The following is a 23,353-nucleotide window of genomic DNA, read 5'->3' as shown; positions in this document are numbered from 1 at the left end:
AGACGACATCAAGCCGAACGCCCCCACCATGGGCGCCGGCACGGCTCTGCCGCCGGAAGAGATCGACCGTCTGACCGACGACATCATCGCCGCGCTGAAGACGGTCTACGATCCGGAAATCCCCTCCGACATCTACGAGCTCGGGCTGATCTATCGCGTCGACATCTCCGACGAGCGCCATGTCGCCATCGACATGACGCTGACCGCGCCGGGCTGCCCCGTCGCCGGCGAGATGCCCGGCTGGGTCGAGAATGCGGTCTCGACGGTCAACGGCGTGTCCGGCGTCACCGTCAGCATGACCTTCGACCCGCCCTGGGACCAATCGCGCATGTCCGACGAGGCCAGGGTCGCCCTCGATATGTGGTGAGGCTGGACGGCCCTCCTGAGGGCCGCCATAGTCTCGCGATGCGCTACACGAAATGGGACTATGTCGCATTTCCGTTGCTCGCGGCCCTCGCGATAACCGTCTTCTATGGCGCTCTACGCCTGGTTGGTTTCTTCGGGCTCGGGATCGTCGGCCTCGTCATCGGCTTCATTGCAGTTCGGATGGATCTGGAACGCGACGCCGCGAGCCACGAACCGCGCGTGCTGGAAGAGCAGTTCAAGGCGAGGGACCGCATGTCCCGCGCCGAGCGGGCCGATCTCCATGCCAGTCAGCAAGCCAGGCTGAAGCCTCTGTTCGTCGCGCAGGTTCTGGCTGCCGGGCTCGTCATCCTCGGCTTCGGGTTTCACTTCCTGCTTTGACGCCGCGACGTCGGCTTTGGCGAACTATTCCTGTTTGGTCGTAGACCCGTCCCGGTCGCGGCCATGGCCGTTGCCGCTGGTGGCGTCGCCATCGCCCGACAGGACGACCGGGTTGGCGCTGGTGAGCCCGTCCTTGTTGGGCGTCGTAGTCCCCTCGCCATACTGCCCCGCCGCATCCTGCCGGATGCGATCTGCGACCTCGCCTGAATCGGCATCATAGGGTGCGCTTGGGCCGGTCGGGTGGCGCGAATCCGGGCTTGGCCCCGGACGACGCTGGTCCTGCTCGCCGGGTTGGCCGGGGCGCCGCGGCGTATCCGGACCGGGAAAATGCGGGGTCTTGCCGTCCTCGGTCTTGGCGTGATCGCTCATGGCGTCGGTCCTCGTTCCACTGTCGGAAGAGCAACCGGCGGGCGAGGGGCCTGTTCCGCGGCGCGATCAGCGGTGGTGATCGATCGCATCTGCGAGCTTCATTATCGCGTAGGAGCAATCGGTGGCATCAAGCGCGCCAGGGCCGCGTCTCTCGCGGCGGGGAGACCATCATGCGCCGCTATGCCTATGAGACCGTCGACGTCTTCACGGAAACCCGCTTCGGCGGCAACCAGCTCGCGGTCTTCACCGATGCGCGCGGACTGTCGGATGCCGAGATGCAGTCGCTCGCGGCCGAGATGAACTACAGCGAGACGACCTTCGTGCTGCCCCCATCCGACCCGGCCAATACGGCACGCGTGCGCATCTTCACCCGCACCCATGAGATGCCCTTCGCCGGCCATCCCAACGTCGGCACGGCCTTCGTGCTCGCCCGCCATGGCCGCGACACCGGCGGCGTGCTGCGCTTCGAGGAGATCGCAGGACTCGTCGAGGTCAAGGTCGCCAGCGACGATGCCGGCGAGATCGCCGGTGCCACGATCGCCGCGCCGCAGCCCCTCTCGACGGGCGTCGAATTGCCGGCCGAGGCGATCGCGGCCTGCGCGGGGCTGAAGCCGGAGGAGGTGATCGTCGGCCGGCACAAGCCGATCCGCGCCTCGGTCGGCGTCTTTTTCGTGCTGGCGGAGGTGACGTCCGAGGCGCTGGCGCGCGCCACGCCCGACCTCACTGCGTTTCGGGCCCTGCGCGACGCCACGCCCGGCCTCGAGGGGCGGCTCTCGCTCTTCCTCTATGTCCGGGACGGCCAGTCGATCCGCGCCCGCATGTTCGCGCCGATCAGCGGCACCTGGGAGGACCCGGCGACGGGCAGCGCCAGCGCGACGCTGGCGGCCCTGCTGCTCTCGCTCGACGGCGGCGACAGCGCGACCTTCACGCTGACCCAAGGCGTCGAGATGGGCCGCCCCAGCCTGCTGCAGCTCACGGCGCGTCGCGACGCCGACGGCATCCGCGCCACCGTCGGCGGCTCCTGCGTGCCGGTGTTCCGCGGCGAGGCGTTGATGTGACCAGCGACTGATATCGAAACAGAGCGGCGTCGTCCCGGGCGCAGCGCAGCGGAGACCCGGGATCCGTTCCGGAACCTCACCGATCGATGCTCCGGCATGGGTCCCGGATCGGCGCCGCTGCGCGGCTTGCCGGGACGACCCGCGCCGGGGCTTACGCTCGGCGGGAGCGGGTTGCCCCGTCGAGCCCGAGCCCCAGCCCCAGCTCCGCCCGCGCCCGCTTCGTCAGCCCCGCCGCGACCAGACGGTGGCTCTCGCGCAGATAATCCTCCAGCGCCTCGTCGGGCATCGTCTCGTCGGTCAGGCGCTGGATCCAGCTCATGCCGCGCGAGGCGAGATAGGGGGCGGGGCGTAGGCCGGGCTGCTCCTTGAGAATGTCGAAGCTCGCCCAGGAGCATTTGAAGGTCACCGAGAGCGCGACGCCGTCATCGGTGCGGGCGATCGCGAAGACCTTGCCGCCGACCTTCCAGACATGGGCGCCGCCCCATTGCACGACGCTGCTGGTGGCCGGCAGGCCGGCGCAGAAGGCGTTGTAGCCGTCAAGCGTCATGGCGCGGGTCCGGCGCGTCAGTAGCGCTCGGCGTCGATGCCATGGGCGGCGGCGGCGGCCCTGATCTGCGACCAGGTCTCGTCGTCGAGCGGGATGCCGTCGCGCGCACGGGCGATCCGGGTCTCGCGCTCCTTCTCGCCGGGCGTCAGGACGGGCTGGCTCTCGTCCTGCGGCTTGGCCGCCCGGACGAAGGCGAGATAGCTCTCGATCCGCTCGCGCCGGAGCGCCTCGCTCGGCTCCAGCCGCGCGGGATCGATCAGGATGCCGAAGAGCGAATTGATGATCCAGCTCTTGGCCGGCTTCTGGTCGATCCGGGCCGCGCCCATGAGCCCGGCCGAGAGCAGCTCCGCAATCAGCGAGAGGCCCGCGCCCTTGTGGTCGCCGAAGGGCAGGAGCGCGCCGAGCGTCTCGCCCTCCGCGAGCCCATGGGTGAAGACATGGCGCGGCTCGAGGGTTGGGCGGCCCTCGCCGTCGATGATGAAGCCCGGCGGCACCGCCTCGCGCTTGTTGAAGGCGACGCGGGCCTTGCCATGCGCCATGCGGCTGGTGGCGAAATCGAGGACGATCGGGTCGCCGCCCGGCACCGGAATGCCGATCGCGTGAGGGTTGGTGCCGAAGCGTGCGTCCTTGGCGCCATGCGGCGCGACGATCGGCGGACGGCCCGCGACATTGACCCAGAACAGCGAGATCAGCCCCTGCGCGGCGGCGGCCTCGGCGTAATGGCCGATGCGGCCGATATGATGGGCATCGAGCAGGTTCAGGATCGCGACCCCGCCGGCTTTCGCCATGCCGGCCGCCTGTTCCACGGCGTTGCGGGCGGTCGGCTGTCCGAGGGCCACCGCGCCGTCGATGATGAGGAAGGGCGCTGCGTCGAGCCGCGTTGTCGGCTGCGCCTGCGGCGACAGGTTGCCATCGGCCAGCGACTGGAAATAGAGCGGCAGCATGCCGATGCCGTGGCTGTCATGGCCGCTGAGATTGGCGAGCACGAGATGCTCGGCGGTTTCGGCCGCGGCCTCCGCGCTCCAGCCGGCGGAGGTGACCATGTCCTGGACGAGGGCGCGCAGCGATTGCGGGCTGTGGGTGCGGTAAGCCATGGGAATCTGTCGCCGGGTCGGATGCCGAGGGAGGAGGCGTCACAGTGCATGGTGGGGCGGGCCTTGCAACATCGCGGCTGCGCCGGCGCCCTGCATCCGGACACCTCGACCTTTCCTTCGGCAATCCTTATGTAAGTCGGTGCAATCTTGCTTCATCGGGCCTTGAACCCGATTGGGGAGGGACGACGGATGTTTTCGATACCCGGCCTGAAGGTCGTTTCGCTGACGGATGCCGCCGCGGCGCGGATCCGCGAGATCATGGCGCAGTCTGCCGGCGATCAGCCCGCGCTCGGCCTGCGGGTCGGCGTCAAGAAGGGCGGCTGCGCCGGGATGGAGTACACCTTCGAGGTCGCGCGCGAGGCCGCCAAGGGCGACGAGGTCGTCACAGACAAGGGTGCGACGGTCATCGTCGACGGCAAGGCCGTGCTGTTCCTGCTGGGCACCGAGCTCGATTTCCGGACCGACCGATTCTCGTCGACCTTCGTCTTCAACAATCCCAACCAGGTTTCGGCTTGTGGCTGCGGCGAATCGGTCGAGATCCGGCCCCAGACGGCCGCTGCCGCCCCGGCGCACTGAGCGCCGCCGCGCCCCGCCTCAGGCGACGCGGGTGGAGGATTCGATCGCGTCCTCGGTGACGGTACGGTTGCGTCCGCTGCGCTTGGCCGCCATCAGCGCCTGGTCGGCGCGTTCGGTCAGCGAGGCCGCCGTGTCGCCGCGCGCATAGCTGGCGACACCGAGCGAAATCGTGATGCGCCCGAGATTTTCGTTCGTGGAGCGCTTGACCAGCTCGCGCGTCAACAGCGCCTGCCGCACCGTCTCCGCCCCGAACTTGCCGGCGATGAGGTCCGCATCGGGCAGGATGACGGCGAACTCCTCGCCGCCGAAGCGTGTGATGATAGCCTTGTCCTTGAACTTGTCCTTCATGGTGCGGGCGACGAGCCGCAGCACCTGATCGCCCGTGAGATGGCCATGGGCGTCGTTGAACTGCTTGAAGAAATCGATATCGGCCATCACCAGCGCGAAGGGCTCGCGCCGCAGCGTCGCCTGATCGATCGACTTCTGCAGCATCTCCTCGAAATGGCGGCGGTTGGCGAGGCCGGTCAGCGGGTCGGTCAGGGCCTCGGCGCGGGTCGATTCCAGCGCCTCGCGCAGATTGCGGATCTCGTTGGAGCTTTCGCGCAGCTGCGCCTCGAGCTTGGTCTTGCGCGTGACCTCCTCGCGCGTCGACATCACCAGCGCCTCGACCCATTCGCGCAGCTTCTGGCGGTCGGCCGGTGGCGGCACGTCCTCGGACATGGCGCAAAGGCGACCGTGATAGCGCTCGCTGGAATCCAGCGCCTTGTCGACCAGCGACATCAGCCCGTCGATTTCGCCCAGCACCTGCAGGCTGGTGCGCTCGGCATGGCGCGCGAGGCGCTCCGTGCTGATGAAGCGGTCATAGAGATGGTCGATGTCAGCCGTGCCGACCTTGCCCTCGCTACCGGTGATGATGGCGTGCATCGCCATGCTGATCGCCGGAATCTCGCCGCTGAGATGCGCGTACCAGACCTCGAAGGCACGCGGATAGGTCGGCGAACAGTGCTCGCGCATGGCCGCGACGACTCGCTCTGCGAGGTCGTCCTGCGGAGGAGAGAGCTGGGCCTGGTCGCTCATGCCATCGACGGTCCGGACGCGAGACCGAAGCGCGGCGGGAGCCGCGACAGCCTCGATTGCAAAATCGAAGCGGGACATCCTGTCCGTCTGACCGGTGGCATGCGCCCGTCCGTGCTGCGGCCGCAGCCGCATCACCACGTGACCTTAGGCGAGGCTGGTTAAAATGCCGTTGATCGCTCGAGATCAGCCGACGCGGACGGGGCGCAGCAAAAAGGCCGGCACATGGTCGCCCAGCCCCTTCACCTTGGGGCCGTCATCCTCGTCCCGCCGGCGCGACTCCGGCCGCGGCGCGCGCGGCTCGGCGTTGCGCGGAGCGCGATCCTCGCGCGGGGCACGCTCTTCGCGGGGCGCACGCTCCTCACGCGGGGCGCGCTCTTCACGGGCCACTGGCGCAGCGACGGCGGCCTCGCCGCGGATCTTGGTGCGGGTGGGGCCATCGGCGCCGCGGCGGCGCGCCGGGGCGGCCTCGTCCTCGCTGGCGGAGCGTTCGACGCGGATCGGGCGCGGCGTCGCCTCGGGCTCGGCCCGCGGGCCGCGCTCCGGACGGCCACGACCGCGATCGCCGCCACGTCCACGGCGTTCCTCGCCACGTCCGCCCCGCGAGGGACGCTCCTCGCGCGGCGCGGCCGGCGGCAGGTTGTCGAGCCCGCGCCCTTCTTCCCAGGAGATGCCCTGGCCCATCAGCTTCTCGATCGCGGCGACGAGCTTCTCGTCATGCCGTGTCACGATGGTGAAGGATGCGCCCTCGCGCCCGGCGCGGCCGGTGCGGCCGATGCGGTGGACATAGTCCTCGGCATGGGTCGGGACGTCGTAGTTGAAGACGTGGCTGACGGCGGGAATATCGAGGCCGCGCGCGGCGACGTCGCTGGCGACGAGGATCGGGTTCTCGCCGGTGCGGAAGGATTCCAGCGCCGCCATGCGGGCATACTGGTCCATGTCGCCATGCAGTGAGACAGCCGGAAAGCCGTGCTTCTGCAGCGACTTGTGAAGCGTTGCGACATCGCGCTTGCGGTTGCAGAACACGATCGCGTTCTGCAGGTCCTTGGCTTCGTTGATGAGCTTGCGCAGCGTCTCGCGCTTCTCGAAATCCTGGCCATTGGAGGCGATCAGCCGCTGCGTGATCGTGGTCGCCGCTGTCGCCGGGCGCGAAACCTCGACGCGGACCGGATTGTGCAGAAACTGCTCGCTGATGCGCGTAATCTCGGGCGGCATCGTCGCGGTGAAGAACAGCGTCTGCCGGGTGAAGGGCACCAGCTTGCAGACGCGCTCGATGTCCGGGATGAAGCCCATGTCGAGCATGCGGTCGGCCTCGTCGATGACGAGCAGCTCGACGCCGGTGAGCAGCAGCTTGCCGCGCTCGACATGATCGAGCAAGCGGCCGGGCGTCGCGATCAGCACGTCGACGCCGCGCGTGATCTTTGCGTCCTGGTCGCCGAAGGAGACGCCGCCGATCAGCAGGGCGACGGAGAGCTTCTGGTTGACGCCGTAGCGGGTGAAGTTCTCCTCGACCTGGGCGGCGAGCTCACGGGTCGGCTCGAGGATCAGCGTGCGCGGCATCCGGGCCCGGGCGCGGCCGTTTTCCAGGATGGTGAGCATCGGCAGCGTGAAGGCGGCGGTCTTGCCCGTGCCCGTCTGGGCGATGCCAAGAACGTCGCGGCGGGCCAGCACATGCGGGATCGCCTGGGCCTGGATCGGGGTGGGCGTGTTGTAGCCTGCGGTCGTGACGGCTGTCAGAACCTTTTCGCTCAGGCCGAGTTCGGCAAAAGACATCGATGGTTGCGCTTCTTCAAGGGTCGGTGACACGTGGCGGGATGACCTGATCAACCGCGACGGTGGCGCGACGTCTGTGCCTGCGCGCCTTCGGACTGCTGTGCAATGCAGAAAAAGCAGGGCAAAGTCAATCAACTAGCGCCTTGAGGAGCTCCAATACCATGACTGAACCGCTTGTCCTGATCCCGGGACTGAATTGCGATGCGCGTCTCTACGCTCCGCAATGGCCCGCTCTTGCGCCGGGACGCTCGGTCATGGTCGCCCGTCACGATCGCGACGAGAGCCTCGCAGCGGTGGTCCAGCGGCTGCTCGCGACAGCACCGGAGCGCTTCGCGCTCTGCGGCCTGTCGATGGGCGGCTATGTCGCCTTCGAGGTGATGCGACAGGCACCGCAGCGCGTGACGCGGCTCGCATTGCTCGACACGACCGCCAAGCCGCCGACGCCTGAAACCAACGCCCCGCGCGAGCAGATGATCGCGCTCGCTCAGAAGGGGGCTTTCGACAACGTCACGACGCTGCTCTGGCAGAAGCTGGTGGCGCCGGCGCGCCTGGCCGACGAGGAGCTGCGCCTGCTCGTGCGCGCAATGGCGGATGCGATCGGAGCGGACGGCTTCGTGCGTCAGCAGCGCGCCATCATGGCCCGCCCGGATTCGCGGCCTGGCCTCTCGGCGATTGCCGTGCCGACACTGGTGCTGGTCGGCGAGGAGGACGCGATCACGCCGCCGGCGGAAGCCCTTGAGATCGCCGAGGGGATCGGCGCGGCCGCGAGGCTGGTGGCGATTCCGGGCTGCGGCCATCTCTCGACGCTGGAGAGCCCGGAGGCCGTCACCGCAGAGCTGCTGGCCTGGCTGGGCTGAGCCTCAGCGCGGGACCACGCAGGGGTCGAGGCGGGTCTCGGCGGCAGCCTTGCGCAGCGAGCCGGTGACCATTGGGTCGCCCTTGTTGCCGGAGGCTGCGGCTGCGACCTGTGCCAGCCGCTCGCGGTCGAAATGGGCGGTCTGGCTGGAGACAAAATTGGCCGCCAGAACCGACAGGAACGCGATCGCCGCGCCGGCCTTGGCGATGTTCGCGACGAGGGTGCCGCGCTCGTTCTTCAAGAAAAGGTCGATGAGCCGCATCGGGCCCTCCCGCATCAGGGGGCATCCCCACGCCCCGATGACACGACTCTGCGCCGGGAGCCGTAAAGGGAGGGTTAGCGAAACCTTCCCGCGATCGGTCGAATGCAACCGATCTCACTTGGTCGGCGGGACCTGGCCCTCCAGCCCGGCGCGATGGTCGCGGAACAGCTTGCGCAGCGCGGCCAGTACCGCGACGACGGCGGGCCGCTGCCGCGAGACCTCATGCGTGACCAGGAAGATTTCGTCCGCCGTCAAATCGGGCGGTGGCGCCAGCCTGCGCAGCAGGGGATCTGCGTCGCCCATGAAGCAGGGCACCATCGACACGGCGCCGGCCGAGCGGACGCTCTCGTAGCGGGCCGCGGAATCGCCGACACGCGCGGCGATCGGCCGCCCGGCCGCATAGGCGATGATGTGCTCGTCGATCCGCGAGGAGGTTTCGCGGCTGACCGAGATGATCGGTGCCGCCTCGGGATCGACGTCCCGGCGGACATAGAGCGCCTGGACGAGGCGCCCGACCTTCTGGCCGTAATGGCCCGGCTCCTCCGGGATGCGGCTCATCCGCACCGCGATGTCGGCGTCGCCGCGCGCGAGGTCGAGACGCTGGCGCGTGCTGATGATGACGATCTCGACGCCGCCGGCCCCGGCCGAGATCGTGCCGGCATGCTTGGTCAGGAACAGGCTGATCGAGGTGGTGGCCGTCACACGCACCGGCGCCGAGGCCTCGGGACGTGCCGCTCGTGCCCGGCTGGCGAAACGGGCGACGGCGGTCGCGACGCCCTCCGCCTCGCGCGCCAGCGCCGCACCGGCCTCGGTCGGGATCAGGCGGTTGGCGCCGCGGCGGAAGAGCAGCAGGCCGAGGCGGCGCTCGAAGGCCTTGAGCCGACGCGCAGTCGTCGCCTCGCTCAACCCGAGCCGGACCGCCGCCAGGGCCAGCGACCCGCTCTCGGCGATGGCGTGGAAGATGCCGATATCGTCCCAGCCGGGCGCCGCCAGATCGCCGTCGCGTCGAGATGCAGCGGAAGCAGCAGGCCCCATCGGATCAGCGGCCCGTGGCGGAAAGGATGGTCGGCGAGGCCGTCGGGATCATGGCGGGAGCAGGTTCGATGCGGCGAGGCGAGGGGCGGTTCATGTGACATGCCCCGATCATGACGGGCGGCACTGCGCCCGGCAGCCCGGCAGCTTTGCCGGCCAACCCGGCATCGATGCGGGGCTGGCCCTGTCGCGCTGCCATCGTCGGCGGGCTCACAGGTCGATCAGTTCGCCGGCAAAGGCGGCGCGCTCCTGGATGAAGAGGAAGCGGGCCTCCGGCTTGTTGCCCATCAGCCGCTCGACCGTATCCGAGGTTTCCTCGCGCGCCTCGTGATCGACCATGACCTTGAGCAGGATGCGCTTGGCCGGGTCCATCGTGGTTTCCTTGAGCTCGGCCGGCATCATCTCGCCGAGGCCCTTGAAGCGGCCGATCTCGGGTTTCTTGCCCTTAAAGACGGTCGCGATGAGCTCGTCCTTGTGGGCGTCGTCGCGGGCATAGACGGATTTGCCGCCATGGCGCAGGCGGTAGAGCGGCGGGATCGAAAGGTAGAGATGCCCCTTCTCGATCAGCCGCGGCATCTGGCGCCAGAAAAAGGTGACCAGCAGCGAGGCGATATGCGCGCCGTCGACATCGGCGTCGGTCATGACGATGACCTTCTCGTAGCGCAGGTCGTCTTCGCGGAACTGGCTGCCGATGCCGCAGCCCAGCGCCAGGATGAGATCGGCGAGCTGCTGATTTGCATTCAGCTTCTCGCGCGTCGCATTGGCGACATTGAGGATCTTGCCGCGCAGCGGCAGGATCGCCTGCGTCGCGCGGTTGCGCGCCTGCTTGGCCGAGCCGCCGGCCGAGTCGCCCTCGACGATGAAGATCTCCGAGCCCGCCGCGCCAGCATTCGAGCAGTCGGCGAGCTTGCCGGGCAGCCTGAGCTTGCGCGTCGCGGTCTTGCGCGAGACCTCCTTCTCGAGCCGGCGACGCAGCCGCTCCTCGGCCCGGTCGACCGACCAGTCGAGCAGCTTCAGCGCCTGCTGCGGCGCCTGGGCCAGCCAGTGGTCGAAAGCGTCGCGGACGGCGTTCTCGACGATGCGCGCTGCCTCCAGCGTCGCCAGCTTGTCCTTGGTCTGGCCCTGGAATTCCGGCTCGCGGATGAAGACCGAAAGCATCGCCGCGCAGGTCGCCATCACGTCGTCGGAGGTGACCTGCGCCATGCGCTTGGACTGGCCGATGCGCTCGGCATGGTCACGCAGGCCGCGAAGCAGCGCGATGCGCAGCCCCTGCTCATGCGTGCCGCCCTCGGGCGTCGGGATGGTGTTGCAATAGGAGGAGGAGAAGCCGTCCTCGCCGGTGGCGAGCCAGGCGATCGCCCATTCCAGCGAGCCATGGCTTCCGTCCCGCGTAATTTTGCCGGCGAAGATCGGCTCGGCGACGAGATCCTTGCCCTCGATCTCGCGGCCCAGATAATCGCGCAGGCCTCCGGGAAAGCGGAACACCGCCTCCGGCGCGACATCGCCCTCCGGCTTCAGCAGCGACGGCGCGCAGCGCCAGCGGATCTCGACGCCGCCGAAGAGATAGGCTTTCGACCGGGCCATGCGGAACAGCCGCGCCGGCACGAACTGCGCGCCCTCGCCGAAGATCTGCGCGTCGGCATGGAAGCGCACCCGCGTGCCGCGGCGGTTGGCGACCGGGCCGACCGTCTCCAGCGGGCCCTGCGGCACGCCGCGCGAGAACACCTGGCGATAGAGCATCTTGCCGCGCGCGACCTCGACCTCGAGCCGGTCCGAGAGCGCGTTGACGACGGAGACGCCGACGCCGTGCAGGCCGCCGGAGGTCTCATAGGCCTTGGAGTCGAATTTTCCGCCGGCATGGAGCGTGGTCATGATGACCTCGAGCGCCGACTTGCCGGGAAATTTCGGGTGCGGATCGACCGGGATGCCGCGGCCATTGTCGGTCACCGCGATCGAGCCATCCTCCAGCAGCTCGACATCGATGAAGCTCGCATGGCCCGCCACGGCCTCGTCCATCGCGTTGTCGATGACCTCGGCGAAGAGATGATGCAGCGCGCGCTCGTCCGTGCCGCCGATATACATGCCCGGCCGGCGGCGTACAGGCTCCAGCCCCTCCAGCACCTCGATGGCTGAGGCGTCGTAGCCGGTCTCCGACAGGGTGCCGTTGCGCGGAGGCGCGGCTGCAGCCGGCTGTTGGCGCACGGACGCGACCGTTGCGGCCTGCGCCGCGGCAGCGCGCGCAGGCTTGGGTGCCGCAGGCGGGGCCATGGGGGCCGGGCCGTCGGGCTGGCCGCCGAAAAGATCGCCGTTATCCGCCATGTCCGGTCTGAAGTCCCCGATTCGCGACGGCCGATCATAGCCCAGACGGCGCCCCGCCGTGCGCCGAAGCCCTTCTACAGTGCCCGCAACCCCGTGCAAACCAGCCTGTCCCGGTGGTGTCGTCTCAGCGTCACGAAAGGGCGGGAGGACGCGTCGCGGAACCGTTTCGTTCAACGCGCATTAAGCGATGGGAGCAGAGACTGGGCACGCGATCGACCCGCCGCTTCGGCAGGCCGCATTGCCAAGACGAGGGGGAACGGACCATGGCTCACGGACATCGGCAGATGATCGGCATCAGCGGGCTCGAGCGGGCGGCGCGGATGGCGGGCGAGGCGTTCGGGCATGAAGACACGGTGTCGCCGTTGCGCCCGGCCTTCGGTCCCTCGCGCTGGCTGGCCACCGTCACCGGCTGGCTGCGCTCCGGCCGCTGATCAGCGGCGGGTCGCGAGCCCCGCGATCACGTCGAGCAGCGCCGCGGCGCTGCGATCCCAGGAAAAGCGGACGCCGTTGTCATGGCCGCGCCCGGCAAGTTCCTGCCGAAGCCCGGGCTCGTCGAGAATGCGCCGCATCGCCGCGATGAGCGGTGCCTCGTCGCGCGGATCGAAATAGAGCGCCGCGTCCCCGCAGGCTTCCCGCACCGGCGGGATATCGGCCGCCAGCACGGGGCAACCCTGCGACATCGCCTCCAGTGGCGGAATGCCGAACCCCTCATAGAGGCTGGGGAACAGGAAGGCGGTTGCCCGCCGCTCCAGCGCCGCGATCTCGGCATCCTCCAGCCGCCCGGCGAAGACGAGGTTCTCGCCCGTCCCGTAGCCGCCGCCCTTGAAGACGTGGGAATGGACGCCGCCCACGATGACGAGCTTCTGCCCTCTGGCGCCCAGCGCCTCGAAGGCTCGGATCGCGAAGGCGACGTTCTTGTTCGGCTTCAGCGTTCCCACCAGTAGGAAGTAATCACCCCCCGCCAGGCCCAGCCTCTGCAGGATCGCCTCGTCGGGCGCCAGCGCAGCAAAATGGTCGGTCGCGTTGTGGATGACGGCGATGCCGTCGGGATCGACGCCGAAGACCGCTCCGATCTCGCGCCTGGAGAAGTCCGACACGGTCGCCACCGTCGCGGAGCGGGTGAGGATTGTGCCGAGCAGGCGGTGGAACAGCCGGTAGGCGCGGCTGAAGGACTCCGGATGCCGCACGATGGTGACGTCGTGGATCACGGTGAGCTGACGGCGGTGGAGCAGGGGGCCGCTGCCCCCGAAGCCGAGCAGGATCGCGTTCCGGCTGTGCCAGGCCAGTGCCGTCTGCTCCCAGAGATGGCCGCTGCCGCCGCCGAGACGTTCGCGTTCAATCGCCGCCAGCGCAAAATCCTCTGCGGCGTTCTCGGGCACCACGAGGCGCCATGCGGCATTCGCCAGCGCAGGCGGCACCGCACCGCGGAGGATCCGCCGGTCGAGCGCCTGCGTCAGCTCGCGGGCGAAGCGCTGCACGCCGGTGAGCGGCTGCGCCAGGAAGCGCCCGTTGATGTGGATCGTCGTCAAGCGCCGGCTCTCCGCGGCGCGGCCTGCCCGCGCATCGGCGGCGACCATGCCGTAGCTGCGTAAAGACGGCGTTGCAGGGCGCGCGCCAGCCGGTTCGGTCCGACGCCCGCCGGAGACAAAAAAACAGCCGGGGTGTCGCCACCCCGGCTGCAAAGGTGGACCGCGCGAACCGCGGTCGGGAGGAAGCTCGCGGCCAGCCTCGAGGGCCGACCGAAATCCTCAGTAGGAGTAGTACATCGCGAACTCGACCGGGTGCGGCGTCATCTCGAAGCGCGCCACGTCCTGCATCTTCAGCTCGATGTAGCTCTCGATGAAGTCGTCGTTGAAGACGCCGCCGGCCTTGAGATAGGCGTTGTCCTTCTTGAGCGACTCCAGCGCCTCGCGCAGCGAACCGCAGACCGTCGGGATCTTCTTCAGCTCGCGCGGCGGCAGGTCGTAGAGATCCTTGTCCATGGCCGGGCCCGGATCGATCTTGTTCACGATGCCGTCGATGCCGGCCATCAGCATGGCCGCGAAGGCGAGATAGGGGTTCGCCATCGGATCGGGGAAGCGGACCTCGACGCGCTTGGCCTTCGGCGAGGTCGTCCACGGAATACGGCAGGAAGCCGAGCGGTTGCGGGCCGAATAGGCCAGCAGCACCGGAGCCTCATAGCCCGGGACCAGACGCTTGTAGGAGTTGGTCGACGGGTTGGTGAAGGCGTTCAGCGACTTGGCGTGCTTGATGATGCCGCCGATGTACCAGAGGCACTCCTGCGACAGGTCGGCGTACTTGTTGCCGGCCATGATCGGCTTGCCGCCCTTCCAGATCGACTGGTGGACGTGCATGCCCGAGCCGTTGTCGCCATAGATCGGCTTCGGCATGAAGGTCGCGGTCTTGCCGTAGCTCTGCGCGACGTTGTGGATGGCGTACTTATAGACCTGCATGGTGTCGGCCATGTGGGTCAGCGTGTCGAACTTCAGGCCGAGCTCGTGCTGGGCGGAAGCGACCTCGTGGTGGTGCTTCTCGACCTTGGCGCCCATGGCCGCCATGGCCGCCAGCATCTCGCCGCGCATGTCCTGCGCCGAGTCCTGCGGCGGGACGGGGAAATAGCCGCCCTTGGTGGCGATGCGGTGGCCGAGGTTGCCGCCCTCATATTCGGTCATGCCGTTGATCGGCAGCTCGACGTTGTCGAGCTTGAAGCCCGTGTTGTACGGGTCGGCAGCGATCTTGACGTCGTCGAAGACGAAGAACTCGGCCTCGGGGCCGACATAGATCGTGTCGCCGATACCGGTCGACTTCAGATAGGCCTCGGCCTTCTTGGCCATGCCGCGCGGGTCGCGGCCGTAGGGCTCGCCGGTCGCCGGCTCGAGCACGTCGCAGGTGATGACCATCGTGGCCGCCGAGAAGAACGGATCCATGCAGGCGGTGGTCGGATCCGGCATCAGCAGCATGTCGGACTCGTTGATCGCCTTCCAGCCGGCGATCGAGGAGCCGTCGAACATCGTGCCTTCGGCGAAGATGTCCTCGTCGATCATGGTGACGTCGAACGTCACATGCTGCCACTTGCCGCGCGGGTCGGTGAAGCGGAAGTCGACATATTTGACGTCGTTGTCCTTGATCGCCTTCAGGACATCCTTGGCGTTCTTCATCTCAGCAATCCTCTTATGGTCGTTTCTCAACTCATACGATCCGCGGGGTCCTATGACCGCCGGGCCGACGAACTTGCGGGTCGGGATGAGCCCTCAGATCGCGTCCGCGCCGGTTTCTCCGGTACGGATGCGGATCGCCCCCTCCACCGTCGATACAAAAATCTTGCCATCGCCGATCCGGCCGGTCTGGGCGGCCTTCATGATGGCTTCGATGGCACCGTCGACCATCTCGTCGGCCAGCACGATCTCGATCTTCACCTTGGGCAGGAAGTCGACGACGTATTCGGCGCCGCGATAGAGTTCGGTGTGGCCTTTCTGCCGTCCGAAGCCCTTGGCCTCGAGAACGGTGATGCCCTGCAGGCCGACCTCCTGAAGCGCCTCCTTCACCTCGTCCAGCTTGAACGGCTTGATGATCGCTTCGATCTTCTTCATGCGCCGACCGGCCTCCTTGCGCCGAAAGTGATCCCGGATGGGCCCGGAACCCGCCGTCCCCGCCCGATCGCCGCCTCCAGGCGCCCGGTCGAAGCCCGGGCCGGACCGCCGACGACGGCGGAGAACATCACGTCTCTGCTCATAGCATCGGCGCCCCGCTCTCGCTACGCAACAGCGATGAGCCGGCTGCGCGATGATGGGGCAGAAAACAGATCATAAAATAGGCAATTGCTTAATCGGTGTTCATTCACTGATCCGCGGGCCGGGCCTTGCGGGCGCAGGACGCCTCCGGGATGATGCGCCATGGCCGTCACCCAAGAGACCGATCTCGCCCTGCTCGATGTCGCCGGCATGGCGGCCGCTGACCGGGCCGCCATCGCCGCGGGCACGCCAGGCCTCGTCCTGATGGAGCGCGCCGGCCGGGCCGTGGCCGACGCGGTCGACCGGCGCACTCCGCCTGGCGCGCGCATCCTGGTTCTCTGCGGCCCCGGAAACAATGGCGGCGACGGCTTCGTCGCCGCGCGGCTGCTCGCCCGTCGCGGCCGCCCCGTAACCCTGGCGCTGGCGGGAGGTCGGGAGGCGCTCTCGGGCGACGCCGCCGAGATGGCCGCCGCCTGGACGGGCCCGGTCGAGCCGCTCGCGGGGCTGACGCCCGCGGATTACGGGCTAATCGTCGATGCCCTGTTCGGGGCGGGGCTGAACCGGCCGCTGGACGGCGCGGTGGCCGAACTCGTCGAGGCGGTGAATGCGGCGGGCCGCCCGGTCGTCGCAGTCGACGTCCCGAGCGGCTTGTTCGGCGACACAGGGAGCAGCGAAGGACCGGTGGTCCGGGCCACCGAGACCGTCACGTTCTTTCGTCTCAAGCCCGGCCATCTTTTGGTGCCGGGACGCTCTCTCTGCGGGATCGTGACGCTCGCCGATATCGGCATCGGCAGCGAACTCGTGTTTACGCCTGAGCGGCCACCCGTCCTCTTCCGCAACGCCCCCGCGCTGTGGCGGGCAAAGTGGCCCGTCCTCGCAGTGGATACGCATAAGTACCGCCGCGGCTCGGTCCTGGTGGTGGCGGGTGGTCTCGAAGGGGTCGGGGCACCCCGGCTCGGGGCGCGGGCGGCTCTCCGGATCGGGGCGGGGCTGGCGACCATCGCCTGCCGGCCGGAGGCGCTGGCCGCCCATGCCGCACGAGGCCCGGACGCGCTGATGCAGCGGGCGGTGGCGGACCGGGCGGCGCTGGAGCGGCTGCTCGCCGAGCCGAGGCTCTCTGCGGTGCTGATCGGGCCGGCGCTCGGGCTGGACGCCGAAGCCCGGGACGTCGTCGCCGCCGTGCTGGAACGACCGGTGCCGGCCGTGCTCGATGCCGACGCGCTGACGATCGTCGCCGGCGGATCGTCTCGTTTCGCCCGGCAGGTCGCCCGGCGCGGCGCCGCCTGCGTGCTGACACCCCATGAGGGCGAGTTCGCCCGCGTCTTCGGGGAGGGGGGCGGCGGCTCGAAGCTCGACCGGGCGCGCCGCGCTGCCGCGAAATCCGGGGCGGTGATCGTGCTGAAGGGGCCGGACACGGTGATCGCCTGTCCGCAGGGACGCGCTGCCATCAACACGACGGGCTTTCCGGCGCTGGCGACGGCGGGATCCGGCGACGTGCTCGGCGGGCTCGTGGCGGGATTGCTGGCCCAGGGCATGCCGGGCTTCGAGGCGGCCTGTGCCGCTGTCTGGCTGCACGGACGGGCCGGAGAGACGCTGGGGCAAGGCCTGATCGCCGATGATCTGCCGGATGCCGTCCCGTCGCTGCTTCACGAAGTGCTGGACGGCTGACACACATGAAAAAAAGGCCCGCCCTCGCGGGCGGGCCTCGTCAGACCGGTGGAGTCGGATCAGCTGCCGGAATAGTTCACCGCCGGGGCGTCGCTGAGCTGCGCCTTGGTCATGGTGATCTTGCCGTGGTCCGGATACATCATCGGCGCGCGGTTGGTCGCAGCCGTGCCGGTCGCCGTGCCGGCCGGAGCAGTGGCCGCCGTGCCCCCAGCGGTGCCGGTGCCGGTGCCGGCCGTGCCGCTGCTCATGCCGCTCGCCGGGGCGGCGGACGCCATCGGGGTCTCGCTCCAGTTCACCTGCGAGAACGGGATCGCGACATCCTTCGAGCCGATGCCGAGGAAGCCGCCGACACCGACGGTGACCATTTCGATCTTGCCCGTCTTGTCGAAGAGCACTTCAGTCACGTCGCCGACCTTGGCGTTGTCAGGACCGTAGATGTCGACGCCGATCAGCTGCGTTGCACGCCACTTGCCCTGCCAGGACGTGTTGGCCGGAGCCACGGCAGTGGTGGACGACGGCGCCATGGTCGCCGAGGGGGCGGCCGGGGCCGCGCTGGGAGCGGGGGCTGTCGTCTGGGCGATGGCGGTGGCGCCCATCAGGGCGAGGGCCAGCGAAGCCGTGGTGATGGAACGTGTGAACATGGTGTCCTCCTCGATATCGTTGAAGTCCGGTCCGCCCTGGGCGGCTTGCCAAATCAACCTCCGAGTACGGCGAAGGTTCACGGCGGCGGCGATCTTTTTGGCCGATTCGGGGGCGAGGGCGGCGCTCGCGGCCTGGAACCCGGGGGTCGGAGGGGCGTTGCCGCCGCATCAGCCCGATCCCCCGATGCGCCGCGAGCGGCAGGAGAATCCGACCATGGCCGACGACGCGGTGACCATTCTCCTGGGAGCGGAAGAGCGCGAGGCGCTCGACGCTTACCGTCGCGATCTCGGCCCCTCCGCCTCGCGCGCAGACGCGCTGGCGGCGATCCTGCGGGAATGGATGAGCCGGCCCGGCGACACTGCCGGGGGCGAGGCCCCGACCGACCAGGGCCTGCGTCCGAGCGAACTCAACTCAAGCAACGATATTTGAGCAGCCCGGCCGCCTAGCGTCCGTCGCTCCAGTCCGAGGCATCGTCATGGCGCCGGTCCCAGGCGGCCACGGCCGCGACGAGGGCTATGCGCTCGCGCTCCTCGGTCTCGCCCCTGGTCGCGCTGTCGAGTGCCGCGATCCGCCGCGTCGCCTGTTCGTAATCCTCGACTGTCTCGATCCGGATGCGCGGCTGCTGAGGCTCGCCGGGATGGGTGGGATGGCTGACATCGACACGCATGAACAAGCTCCGCTCTCGCTGCATTCTCCGGTCTACCCGCCCGCCGCCGCCTTGTTCCAAGGTGCCGGGATCTGCGCTTAAGCCTTCCTCAAAGGATTTGGCGGCCTCATGCGCCCTCGAGGACGGCCGGGCGCCGTCGCCAGCGCCAGAAGGGCACCCACATGACGCGATCGCTGACGGGCTGCATCGGGATCGCGCTGGGTCTCACCCTGATAAGCGTTGCGCCGGCCGGCGCCTTCTGGCAGCGCGGCCAGGTCATCATGTGCGCCGACGCGACCTCGGCGGCCGAACGTCAGCGGCACCGCTGCGACGAGTTGATGGGCTATGTCGATCCGGGCTGGCCGGCTCTCGGGCTGGGGAGCTACCGCGAATATCACGAGCGCGGGAAGCTGTACCGCGGGCCCCATCCGGGCCTTGCACCCGGTTCGCGCACGCCGACGAAGCGACTTGGCTGAGGTTCTCGAGGCGTCAGGGGCGGGGCGCCGTCACGCGCTCTCGGCCATCCATGGCCGGCGCGTGGTGAGCGGGGAGGGGATCGAACCCTCGACCACATGATTAAAAGTCACGTGCTCTACCACTGAGCTACCCGCCCTCACCGGCGCTGACATACGGACGCCCCGCCCGCGGGTCAACATTGTTCCGGTGACGGAATCCGTGCCAGAAGCGCGGCATTGCGGCGCGCCGGCGGGACCGAAGGATGGTCGCCGCGAGGTTGATCGGGACGGGAGCGGCATGGGGGAAGCGCGGGAATCGCGGATCGAGGCCGTCTGGGCGCGCTGGACCGCATGGTTCCTCGGCGCGGCGCTGGCGACGCTTCTGGCGCTGTGGGGATTCGCCGCGGCGCTCGATCCGTTCGGTCTGCGCGTCTCCACCGGCCAGACCCCGCGCCCGCTGATGGATATCAACCAGCGCTTCATGTACCCGCAGCTCGTCCGCTCGGGCGGGTTCGACTCGGCCGTCTTCGGCACCTCGACGATGCGCCTGCTCGACCCCGCCATCCTGTCGCGCGGCATCGACGGGCATTTCGCCAATCTGGCCATGAACGCCGCCACGCCCTGGGAGCAGTTGCAGATGGCCACGCTCTTCGCGGGGCAGGTCGCCGCGCCGAAGACGATACTGTGGGGCATCGACGGTACCTGGTGCGACGCCGATGCGACGAATGAGGCCAAGCGCCTGACGCCGCGTCCTTTTCCGCCCTGGCTCTATGACGGCATTCGCTGGCGCGACTGGTCACAGCTGATGAACCTGACGACGCTGGAGATCGCAGCCCGGCTGCTGGCGCACCGGCTCGGCCTGATGCCGGAGCGCATTCGCGGCGACGGCTACGAGGTCTTCACCCCGCCCGAGGCGCTCTATGACGCGGCGCGGGCACGCTGGCATCTCTATGGCGGCGCCGATCCGTGGCCCGATCCGGGTCCGGTGGTCCCCGCCGAATCCGTCCCGGCCGAGATTCGCGCCCAGTGGCGTTTTCCGGCGCTGGACTGGCTCGACGGGGCGCTCGCCCGCTTCCCCGCCGGAACGCGCCTGCTGCTCGTGCTGCCGCCGGCCCATCATGCGTCGCAGCCGCGCCAGGGCTCCGCCGCGGCCCAGCGCGAGTCCGCCTGCAAGGCGGCCGTGGCGGCGCTGGCGACCCGCCGCGGCGCGACGGTCGTCGACTACGCCCTGCCGTCGCCGATCACGCTGCGCGACGACAATTACTGGGACCCGCTGCATTTCCGCCTGCCGATCGCGCGGCGGCTTGAGGCGGAGATCGCCTCGGTGGCGAAGGGCGGCCCGCTGCAGCCGGACGGCGCCGCGCGCGTTATCGCACCGTCGCGTTAACCGGTCGGAAACCAAGCCGGCCTAACCCTGTCGGCATGGTCATCCGCCGCGGCGTCAGGTCCTTCCTCATCACCCTCGCGCTCTACCTCGTGTCGGGCGCGGCGGTCAGCTATTTCATGTTCCATGCCCAGCACGGCTCGCGCGGTCTCGACGCCCGCGACACGCTACAGGGTTCGCTGCGCGAGATGGAGACGGAGCTCGCCGGCCTGACCGCCGAGCGCAAGCTCTGGGAGCACCGGGCTGTCGCTGGTCCGCGACGAAGCGGTGGACCGCGACGTGCTCGAGGAACGCGCCCGCGAGAGCCTCGGCCGCATCCACAAGAACGACGTCATCATGATGGGCCGCTGAGCGGTCGCGGATCGCCGGCAAATAGTCCCGGACGTATCGATTAACTGGATTTCGGTTACGTTGTGAATAGTCAGTCTTTTCAGTGGCTTGGCTGATGCTGCAATGCGAGATAGCTGCCTCGCCAAGGGTTTTGCGATCCTCTACAACCAAGGTCGCATGATCCTGGAGGACCGCCGATGGCCGTTGCCGCGCGCAAGACGAAAGCTCCCGCCCCAGCCAAAACCGCCGGCAAGCCGGCAAAGGCGCGATCCGCCAAGGCCGGCGGCGACAAGGCGGCGGCCCCCGCGCCCAGCAACATGGCGGTCTTCAGCAAGGACGAGGACCTCCACGCCTATCGCGAGATGCTGCTGATCCGCCGCTTCGAGGAGAAGGCCGGCCAGATGTACGGCATGGGCCTGATCGGCGGCTTCTGCCACCTCTATATCGGGCAGGAAGCGGTCGTCGTCGGCATGCAGATGGCTTCCAAGGATGGCGATCAGGTCATCACCGGCTATCGCGACCACGGCCATATGCTCGCCTGTGGCATGGAATCGCGCGGCGTGATGGCGGAACTCACCGGGCGGCGCGGCGGCTATTCGCGCGGCAAGGGCGGCTCCATGCACATGTTCTCCCGCGAGAAGAACTTCTACGGCGGCCACGGCATCGTCGGCGCCCAGGTTTCTCTCGGCACCGGGCTGGGCTTCGCCAACTGGTACCGCGAGGACGGCCGGGTCTCACTCGCCTATTTCGGCGACGGCGCGGCCAATCAGGGCCAGGTCTATGAGAGCTTCAACATGGCCCAGCTCTGGAAGCTGCCGGTCGTGTTCATCATCGAGAACAACCGCTACGCCATGGGCACGGCGGTCAGCCGCGCCTCGGCCCAGACCGACTTCTCCCGCCGCGGCGTCTCCTTCGGCATTCCCGGCGAGCAGGTCGACGGCATGGATGTGCGCGCCGTGCGCGACGCCGCGACCCGCGCCATCGAGCATGCCCGCAGCGGAAAGGGCCCCTACATCCTCGAGATGCAGACCTACCGCTATCGTGGGCACTCCATGTCGGACCCGGCCAAGTACCGGTCCAAGGACGAGGTCCAGCGCATGCGCGAGGAGCACGATCCGATCGAGCAGGTGAGGGGCCGTCTGACCCGCGACTTCAAGGTCGGCGAGGACGAGCTCAAGGCGATCGACGCCAAGGTCCGCGAGATCGTCAACGACGCGGCCGAGTTCGCGACGCATGACCCCGAGCCCGATCCGTCGGAGCTGTTCACGGACATCCTGCTGGAGCCGGCAAAGGCCTGAGGGCCCGCGCCGCACCGCCTTTCCCTTTCGCCTCGTCCAATCATTCCGGGTGCGTTCATGCCGATCGACATTCTCATGCCTGCCCTTTCGCCCACCATGGAGCAGGGCAAGCTCGCCAAGTGGCTGAAGGCCGAGGGCGACAGCGTCAAGGCGGGTGACATCATCGCCGAGATCGAGACCGACAAGGCGACCATGGAGGTCGAGGCGGTCGACGAGGGCATCCTCGCGAAGATCCTCGTCGCCGACGGCACCGAGAACGTCGCGGTCAACACCCCGATCGGCATCATCGCCGCCGAGGGAGAAGATGCGAAGGCGGCCGCCAGCGGCGGCGCCGGCCAGTCCGACAAGCCGGCCGCGAGCTCGCCCCAGGCGGCGCAGTCGGCTCCGCCGGCGGCCGTAGGCGAGGCGCCGCAGGTCGCTGCCGCGCCCAAGGCTGAATCGGCCGTCGCCAACCCGCCGGCGACGCCCAAGAGCTACGACGCCTCGTCGGAATTCCCGGCCGGTGCCGAGATCGTCAGCATGACGGTCCGCGAGGCGCTGCGCGATGCCATGGCCGAGGAGATGCGCCGCGACGGCGACGTCTTCGTCATGGGCGAGGAGGTCGCCGAGTACCAGGGCGCCTACAAGGTCACGCAGGGGCTGCTGCAGGAGTTCGGCGCCAAGCGCGTCATCGACACGCCGATCACCGAGCATGGCTTCGCCGGCATCGGCGTCGGCGCCGCGTTGACGGGCCTGCGCCCCATCGTCGAGTTCATGACCTTCAACTTCGCCATGCAGGCGATCGACCAGATCATCAACTCCGCCGCCAAGACGCTCTACATGTCCGGCGGCCAGATGGGCTGCCCGATCGTCTTCCGCGGCCCCAACGGCGCGGCTGCCCGCGTCGGCGCCCAGCACAGCCATGACTATGCCGCCTGGTACTCCAACGTGCCCGGTCTCAAGGTGGTGATGCCCTACAGCGCGTCTGATGCGAAGGGCCTGCTCAAGAGCGCCATCCGCGATCCCAACCCGATCATCTTCCTCGAGAACGAGATCCTCTACGGCCGCTCCTTCGACGTGCCGAAGGGTGACGACTTCCTGATTCCGATCGGCAAGGCCAAGGTCGCCCGCCCGGGGACCGACGTCACCATCGTCTCCTTCGGCATCGGCATGACCTATGCGCTCGGCGCCGCCGAGGCCTTGGCCAAGGAGGGCATCGAGGCCGAGGTCATCGACCTCCGCACGATCCGTCCGATGGACATCGAGACCGTCGTCGCCTCGATCCAGAAGACCAACCGCTGCGTCGCGGTCGAGGAGGGCTTCCCGCAGTCCGGCGTCACCGCCGAGATCGGCATGAAGATCATGGAAGCCGCGTTCGACTATCTCGACGCGCCCGTCGCCCGCGTCACCGGCAAGGACGTGCCGATGCCCTACGCCGCGAACCTCGAGAAGCTCGCGCTTCCGAACATCGGCGAGGTCGTCGCGGCGGCCAAGGCCGTCTGCTATCGCTGAGAAG

25 protein-coding genes and 1 tRNA gene are annotated in these 23,353 nt (G+C 68.8%); 12 read left to right on the top strand and 14 right to left on the bottom strand.

The window, feature by feature from the left end; all coding sequences use genetic code 11:
- Positions 1-28: 28 nt before the first annotated feature.
- On the top strand, positions 29-367 hold the full coding sequence (locus ABIE41_RS16970) for an SUF system Fe-S cluster assembly protein (protein ID WP_354193487.1): 339 nt from the start codon (positions 29-31) through the stop codon (positions 365-367).
- Between the two features lie 38 nt (positions 368-405).
- On the top strand, positions 406-744 hold the full coding sequence (locus ABIE41_RS16965; protein WP_192641484.1) for a hypothetical protein: 339 nt from the start codon (positions 406-408) through the stop codon (positions 742-744).
- Between the two features lie 24 nt (positions 745-768).
- Here ABIE41_RS16965 and ABIE41_RS16960 read toward each other — a convergent pair whose 3' ends face one another.
- On the bottom strand, positions 769-1,113 hold the full coding sequence (locus ABIE41_RS16960; RefSeq protein WP_192641483.1) for a hypothetical protein: 345 nt from the start codon (positions 1,111-1,113) through the stop codon (positions 769-771).
- 170 nt (positions 1,114-1,283) lie between these two features.
- On the opposite strand from ABIE41_RS16960, the gene ABIE41_RS16955 reads away from it, so the two are divergent.
- Positions 1,284-2,171: a PhzF family phenazine biosynthesis protein gene (locus ABIE41_RS16955; RefSeq protein WP_192641482.1), complete on the top strand. Its 888-nt coding sequence runs from the start codon at positions 1,284-1,286 to the stop codon at positions 2,169-2,171.
- A 151-nt stretch (positions 2,172-2,322) separates the two neighbouring features.
- On the opposite strand, the gene ABIE41_RS16950 is transcribed toward ABIE41_RS16955, so the two are convergent.
- Together ABIE41_RS16950 and ABIE41_RS16945 are read right to left on the bottom strand one after the other, a co-directional pair.
- Positions 2,323-2,718, bottom strand: a complete 396-nt coding sequence (locus tag ABIE41_RS16950) for an MmcQ/YjbR family DNA-binding protein (protein ID WP_192641481.1) — start codon at positions 2,716-2,718, stop codon at positions 2,323-2,325.
- 17 nt (positions 2,719-2,735) lie between these two features.
- Positions 2,736-3,812 (bottom strand): malate/lactate/ureidoglycolate dehydrogenase, encoded by a 1,077-nt coding sequence (locus tag ABIE41_RS16945; protein ID WP_192641480.1) that lies wholly within the window; start codon positions 3,810-3,812, stop codon positions 2,736-2,738.
- 189 nt (positions 3,813-4,001) lie between these two features.
- On the opposite strand from ABIE41_RS16945, the gene ABIE41_RS16940 reads away from it, so the two are divergent.
- Entirely contained in the window at positions 4,002-4,388 is a 387-nt protein-coding gene (locus ABIE41_RS16940; protein ID WP_192641479.1) for a HesB/IscA family protein, read from the top strand.
- Between the two features lie 18 nt (positions 4,389-4,406).
- Here the strand turns inward: ABIE41_RS16940 and ABIE41_RS16935 are convergent, their stop codons facing one another.
- The gene (locus tag ABIE41_RS16935; protein WP_192641478.1) at positions 4,407-5,465 is read right to left on the bottom strand and encodes a GGDEF domain-containing protein; all 1,059 of its coding nucleotides are present in this window, start codon (positions 5,463-5,465) and stop codon (positions 4,407-4,409) included.
- A 183-nt stretch (positions 5,466-5,648) separates the two neighbouring features.
- A complete protein-coding gene (locus ABIE41_RS16930) occupies positions 5,649-7,235 on the bottom strand; it encodes a DEAD/DEAH box helicase (RefSeq protein ID WP_192641477.1) in 1,587 nt (528 codons plus the stop codon).
- 161 nt (positions 7,236-7,396) lie between these two features.
- Between ABIE41_RS16930 and ABIE41_RS16925 the strand changes: the two genes are divergently transcribed.
- Positions 7,397-8,092 (top strand): alpha/beta fold hydrolase, encoded by a 696-nt coding sequence (locus tag ABIE41_RS16925; RefSeq protein ID WP_192641476.1) that lies wholly within the window; start codon positions 7,397-7,399, stop codon positions 8,090-8,092.
- A gap of 3 nt (positions 8,093-8,095) precedes the next feature.
- Here the strand turns inward: ABIE41_RS16925 and ABIE41_RS16920 are convergent, their stop codons facing one another.
- The 3 genes from ABIE41_RS16920 to parE form a co-directional block, all read right to left on the bottom strand.
- Positions 8,096-8,353 (bottom strand): hypothetical protein, encoded by a 258-nt coding sequence (locus ABIE41_RS16920; protein WP_192641475.1) that lies wholly within the window; start codon positions 8,351-8,353, stop codon positions 8,096-8,098.
- 114 nt (positions 8,354-8,467) lie between these two features.
- A complete protein-coding gene (locus tag ABIE41_RS16915) occupies positions 8,468-9,388 on the bottom strand; it encodes a LysR family transcriptional regulator (protein ID WP_192641474.1) in 921 nt (306 codons plus the stop codon).
- Between the two features lie 207 nt (positions 9,389-9,595).
- A complete protein-coding gene (parE, locus tag ABIE41_RS16910) occupies positions 9,596-11,704 on the bottom strand; it encodes a DNA topoisomerase IV subunit B (RefSeq protein ID WP_465247092.1) in 2,109 nt (702 codons plus the stop codon).
- A 284-nt stretch (positions 11,705-11,988) separates the two neighbouring features.
- Here parE and ABIE41_RS16905 point away from each other — a divergent pair, with 284 nt between their 5' ends.
- A complete protein-coding gene (locus ABIE41_RS16905; RefSeq protein WP_192641473.1) occupies positions 11,989-12,135 on the top strand; it encodes a hypothetical protein in 147 nt (48 codons plus the stop codon).
- On the opposite strand, the gene ABIE41_RS16900 is transcribed toward ABIE41_RS16905, so the two are convergent.
- The 3 genes from ABIE41_RS16900 to ABIE41_RS16890 form a co-directional block, all read right to left on the bottom strand.
- Positions 12,136-13,233, bottom strand: a complete 1,098-nt coding sequence (locus ABIE41_RS16900) for a glycosyltransferase family 4 protein (protein ID WP_192641472.1) — start codon at positions 13,231-13,233, stop codon at positions 12,136-12,138.
- Positions 13,234-13,452: 219 nt separating this feature from the next.
- Complete coding sequence (gene glnA, locus ABIE41_RS16895) at positions 13,453-14,862, bottom strand: type I glutamate--ammonia ligase (RefSeq protein WP_192641471.1); 1,410 nt, start codon at positions 14,860-14,862, stop codon at positions 13,453-13,455.
- Between the two features lie 93 nt (positions 14,863-14,955).
- Positions 14,956-15,294: a P-II family nitrogen regulator gene (locus tag ABIE41_RS16890; RefSeq protein WP_066724541.1), complete on the bottom strand. Its 339-nt coding sequence runs from the start codon at positions 15,292-15,294 to the stop codon at positions 14,956-14,958.
- A gap of 303 nt (positions 15,295-15,597) precedes the next feature.
- Between ABIE41_RS16890 and ABIE41_RS16885 the strand changes: the two genes are divergently transcribed.
- The gene (locus tag ABIE41_RS16885; RefSeq protein WP_192641470.1) at positions 15,598-17,103 is read left to right on the top strand and encodes an NAD(P)H-hydrate dehydratase; all 1,506 of its coding nucleotides are present in this window, start codon (positions 15,598-15,600) and stop codon (positions 17,101-17,103) included.
- A 59-nt stretch (positions 17,104-17,162) separates the two neighbouring features.
- Here the strand turns inward: ABIE41_RS16885 and ABIE41_RS16880 are convergent, their stop codons facing one another.
- Positions 17,163-17,744, bottom strand: a complete 582-nt coding sequence (locus ABIE41_RS16880) for a PRC-barrel domain-containing protein (RefSeq protein WP_192641469.1) — start codon at positions 17,742-17,744, stop codon at positions 17,163-17,165.
- 214 nt (positions 17,745-17,958) lie between these two features.
- Between ABIE41_RS16880 and ABIE41_RS16875 the strand changes: the two genes are divergently transcribed.
- Entirely contained in the window at positions 17,959-18,174 is a 216-nt protein-coding gene (locus ABIE41_RS16875) for a hypothetical protein (protein ID WP_192641468.1), read from the top strand.
- A 13-nt stretch (positions 18,175-18,187) separates the two neighbouring features.
- Here ABIE41_RS16875 and ABIE41_RS16870 read toward each other — a convergent pair whose 3' ends face one another.
- Positions 18,188-18,412 (bottom strand): hypothetical protein, encoded by a 225-nt coding sequence (locus ABIE41_RS16870; protein ID WP_192641467.1) that lies wholly within the window; start codon positions 18,410-18,412, stop codon positions 18,188-18,190.
- Between the two features lie 161 nt (positions 18,413-18,573).
- On the opposite strand from ABIE41_RS16870, the gene ABIE41_RS16865 reads away from it, so the two are divergent.
- On the top strand, positions 18,574-18,867 hold the full coding sequence (locus ABIE41_RS16865) for a hypothetical protein (protein WP_192641466.1): 294 nt from the start codon (positions 18,574-18,576) through the stop codon (positions 18,865-18,867).
- A 62-nt stretch (positions 18,868-18,929) separates the two neighbouring features.
- Here ABIE41_RS16865 and ABIE41_RS16860 read toward each other — a convergent pair.
- Positions 18,930-19,004 (bottom strand) — tRNA-Lys (locus ABIE41_RS16860).
- Positions 19,005-19,144: 140 nt separating this feature from the next.
- On the opposite strand from ABIE41_RS16860, the gene ABIE41_RS16855 reads away from it, so the two are divergent.
- The 3 genes from ABIE41_RS16855 (at position 19,145) to ABIE41_RS16845 (ending at position 23,349) form a co-directional block, all read left to right on the top strand.
- Positions 19,145-20,233: a hypothetical protein gene (locus ABIE41_RS16855; RefSeq protein WP_192641465.1), complete on the top strand. Its 1,089-nt coding sequence runs from the start codon at positions 19,145-19,147 to the stop codon at positions 20,231-20,233.
- 524 nt (positions 20,234-20,757) lie between these two features.
- Entirely contained in the window at positions 20,758-21,858 is a 1,101-nt protein-coding gene (gene pdhA / locus ABIE41_RS16850) for a pyruvate dehydrogenase (acetyl-transferring) E1 component subunit alpha (RefSeq protein ID WP_192641463.1), read from the top strand.
- 57 nt (positions 21,859-21,915) lie between these two features.
- Entirely contained in the window at positions 21,916-23,349 is a 1,434-nt protein-coding gene (locus ABIE41_RS16845; RefSeq protein ID WP_192641462.1) for a pyruvate dehydrogenase complex E1 component subunit beta, read from the top strand.
- Positions 23,350-23,353: the final 4 nt, after the last annotated feature.

Origin of the sequence: Bosea sp. OAE506 (assembly GCF_040546595.1) — a bacterium.
Classification (GTDB): domain Bacteria; phylum Pseudomonadota; class Alphaproteobacteria; order Rhizobiales; family Beijerinckiaceae; genus Allobosea.
The sequence above is the reverse complement of the archived record's forward strand: the minus strand, read 5'-3'. Positions and strand labels throughout refer to the sequence as shown.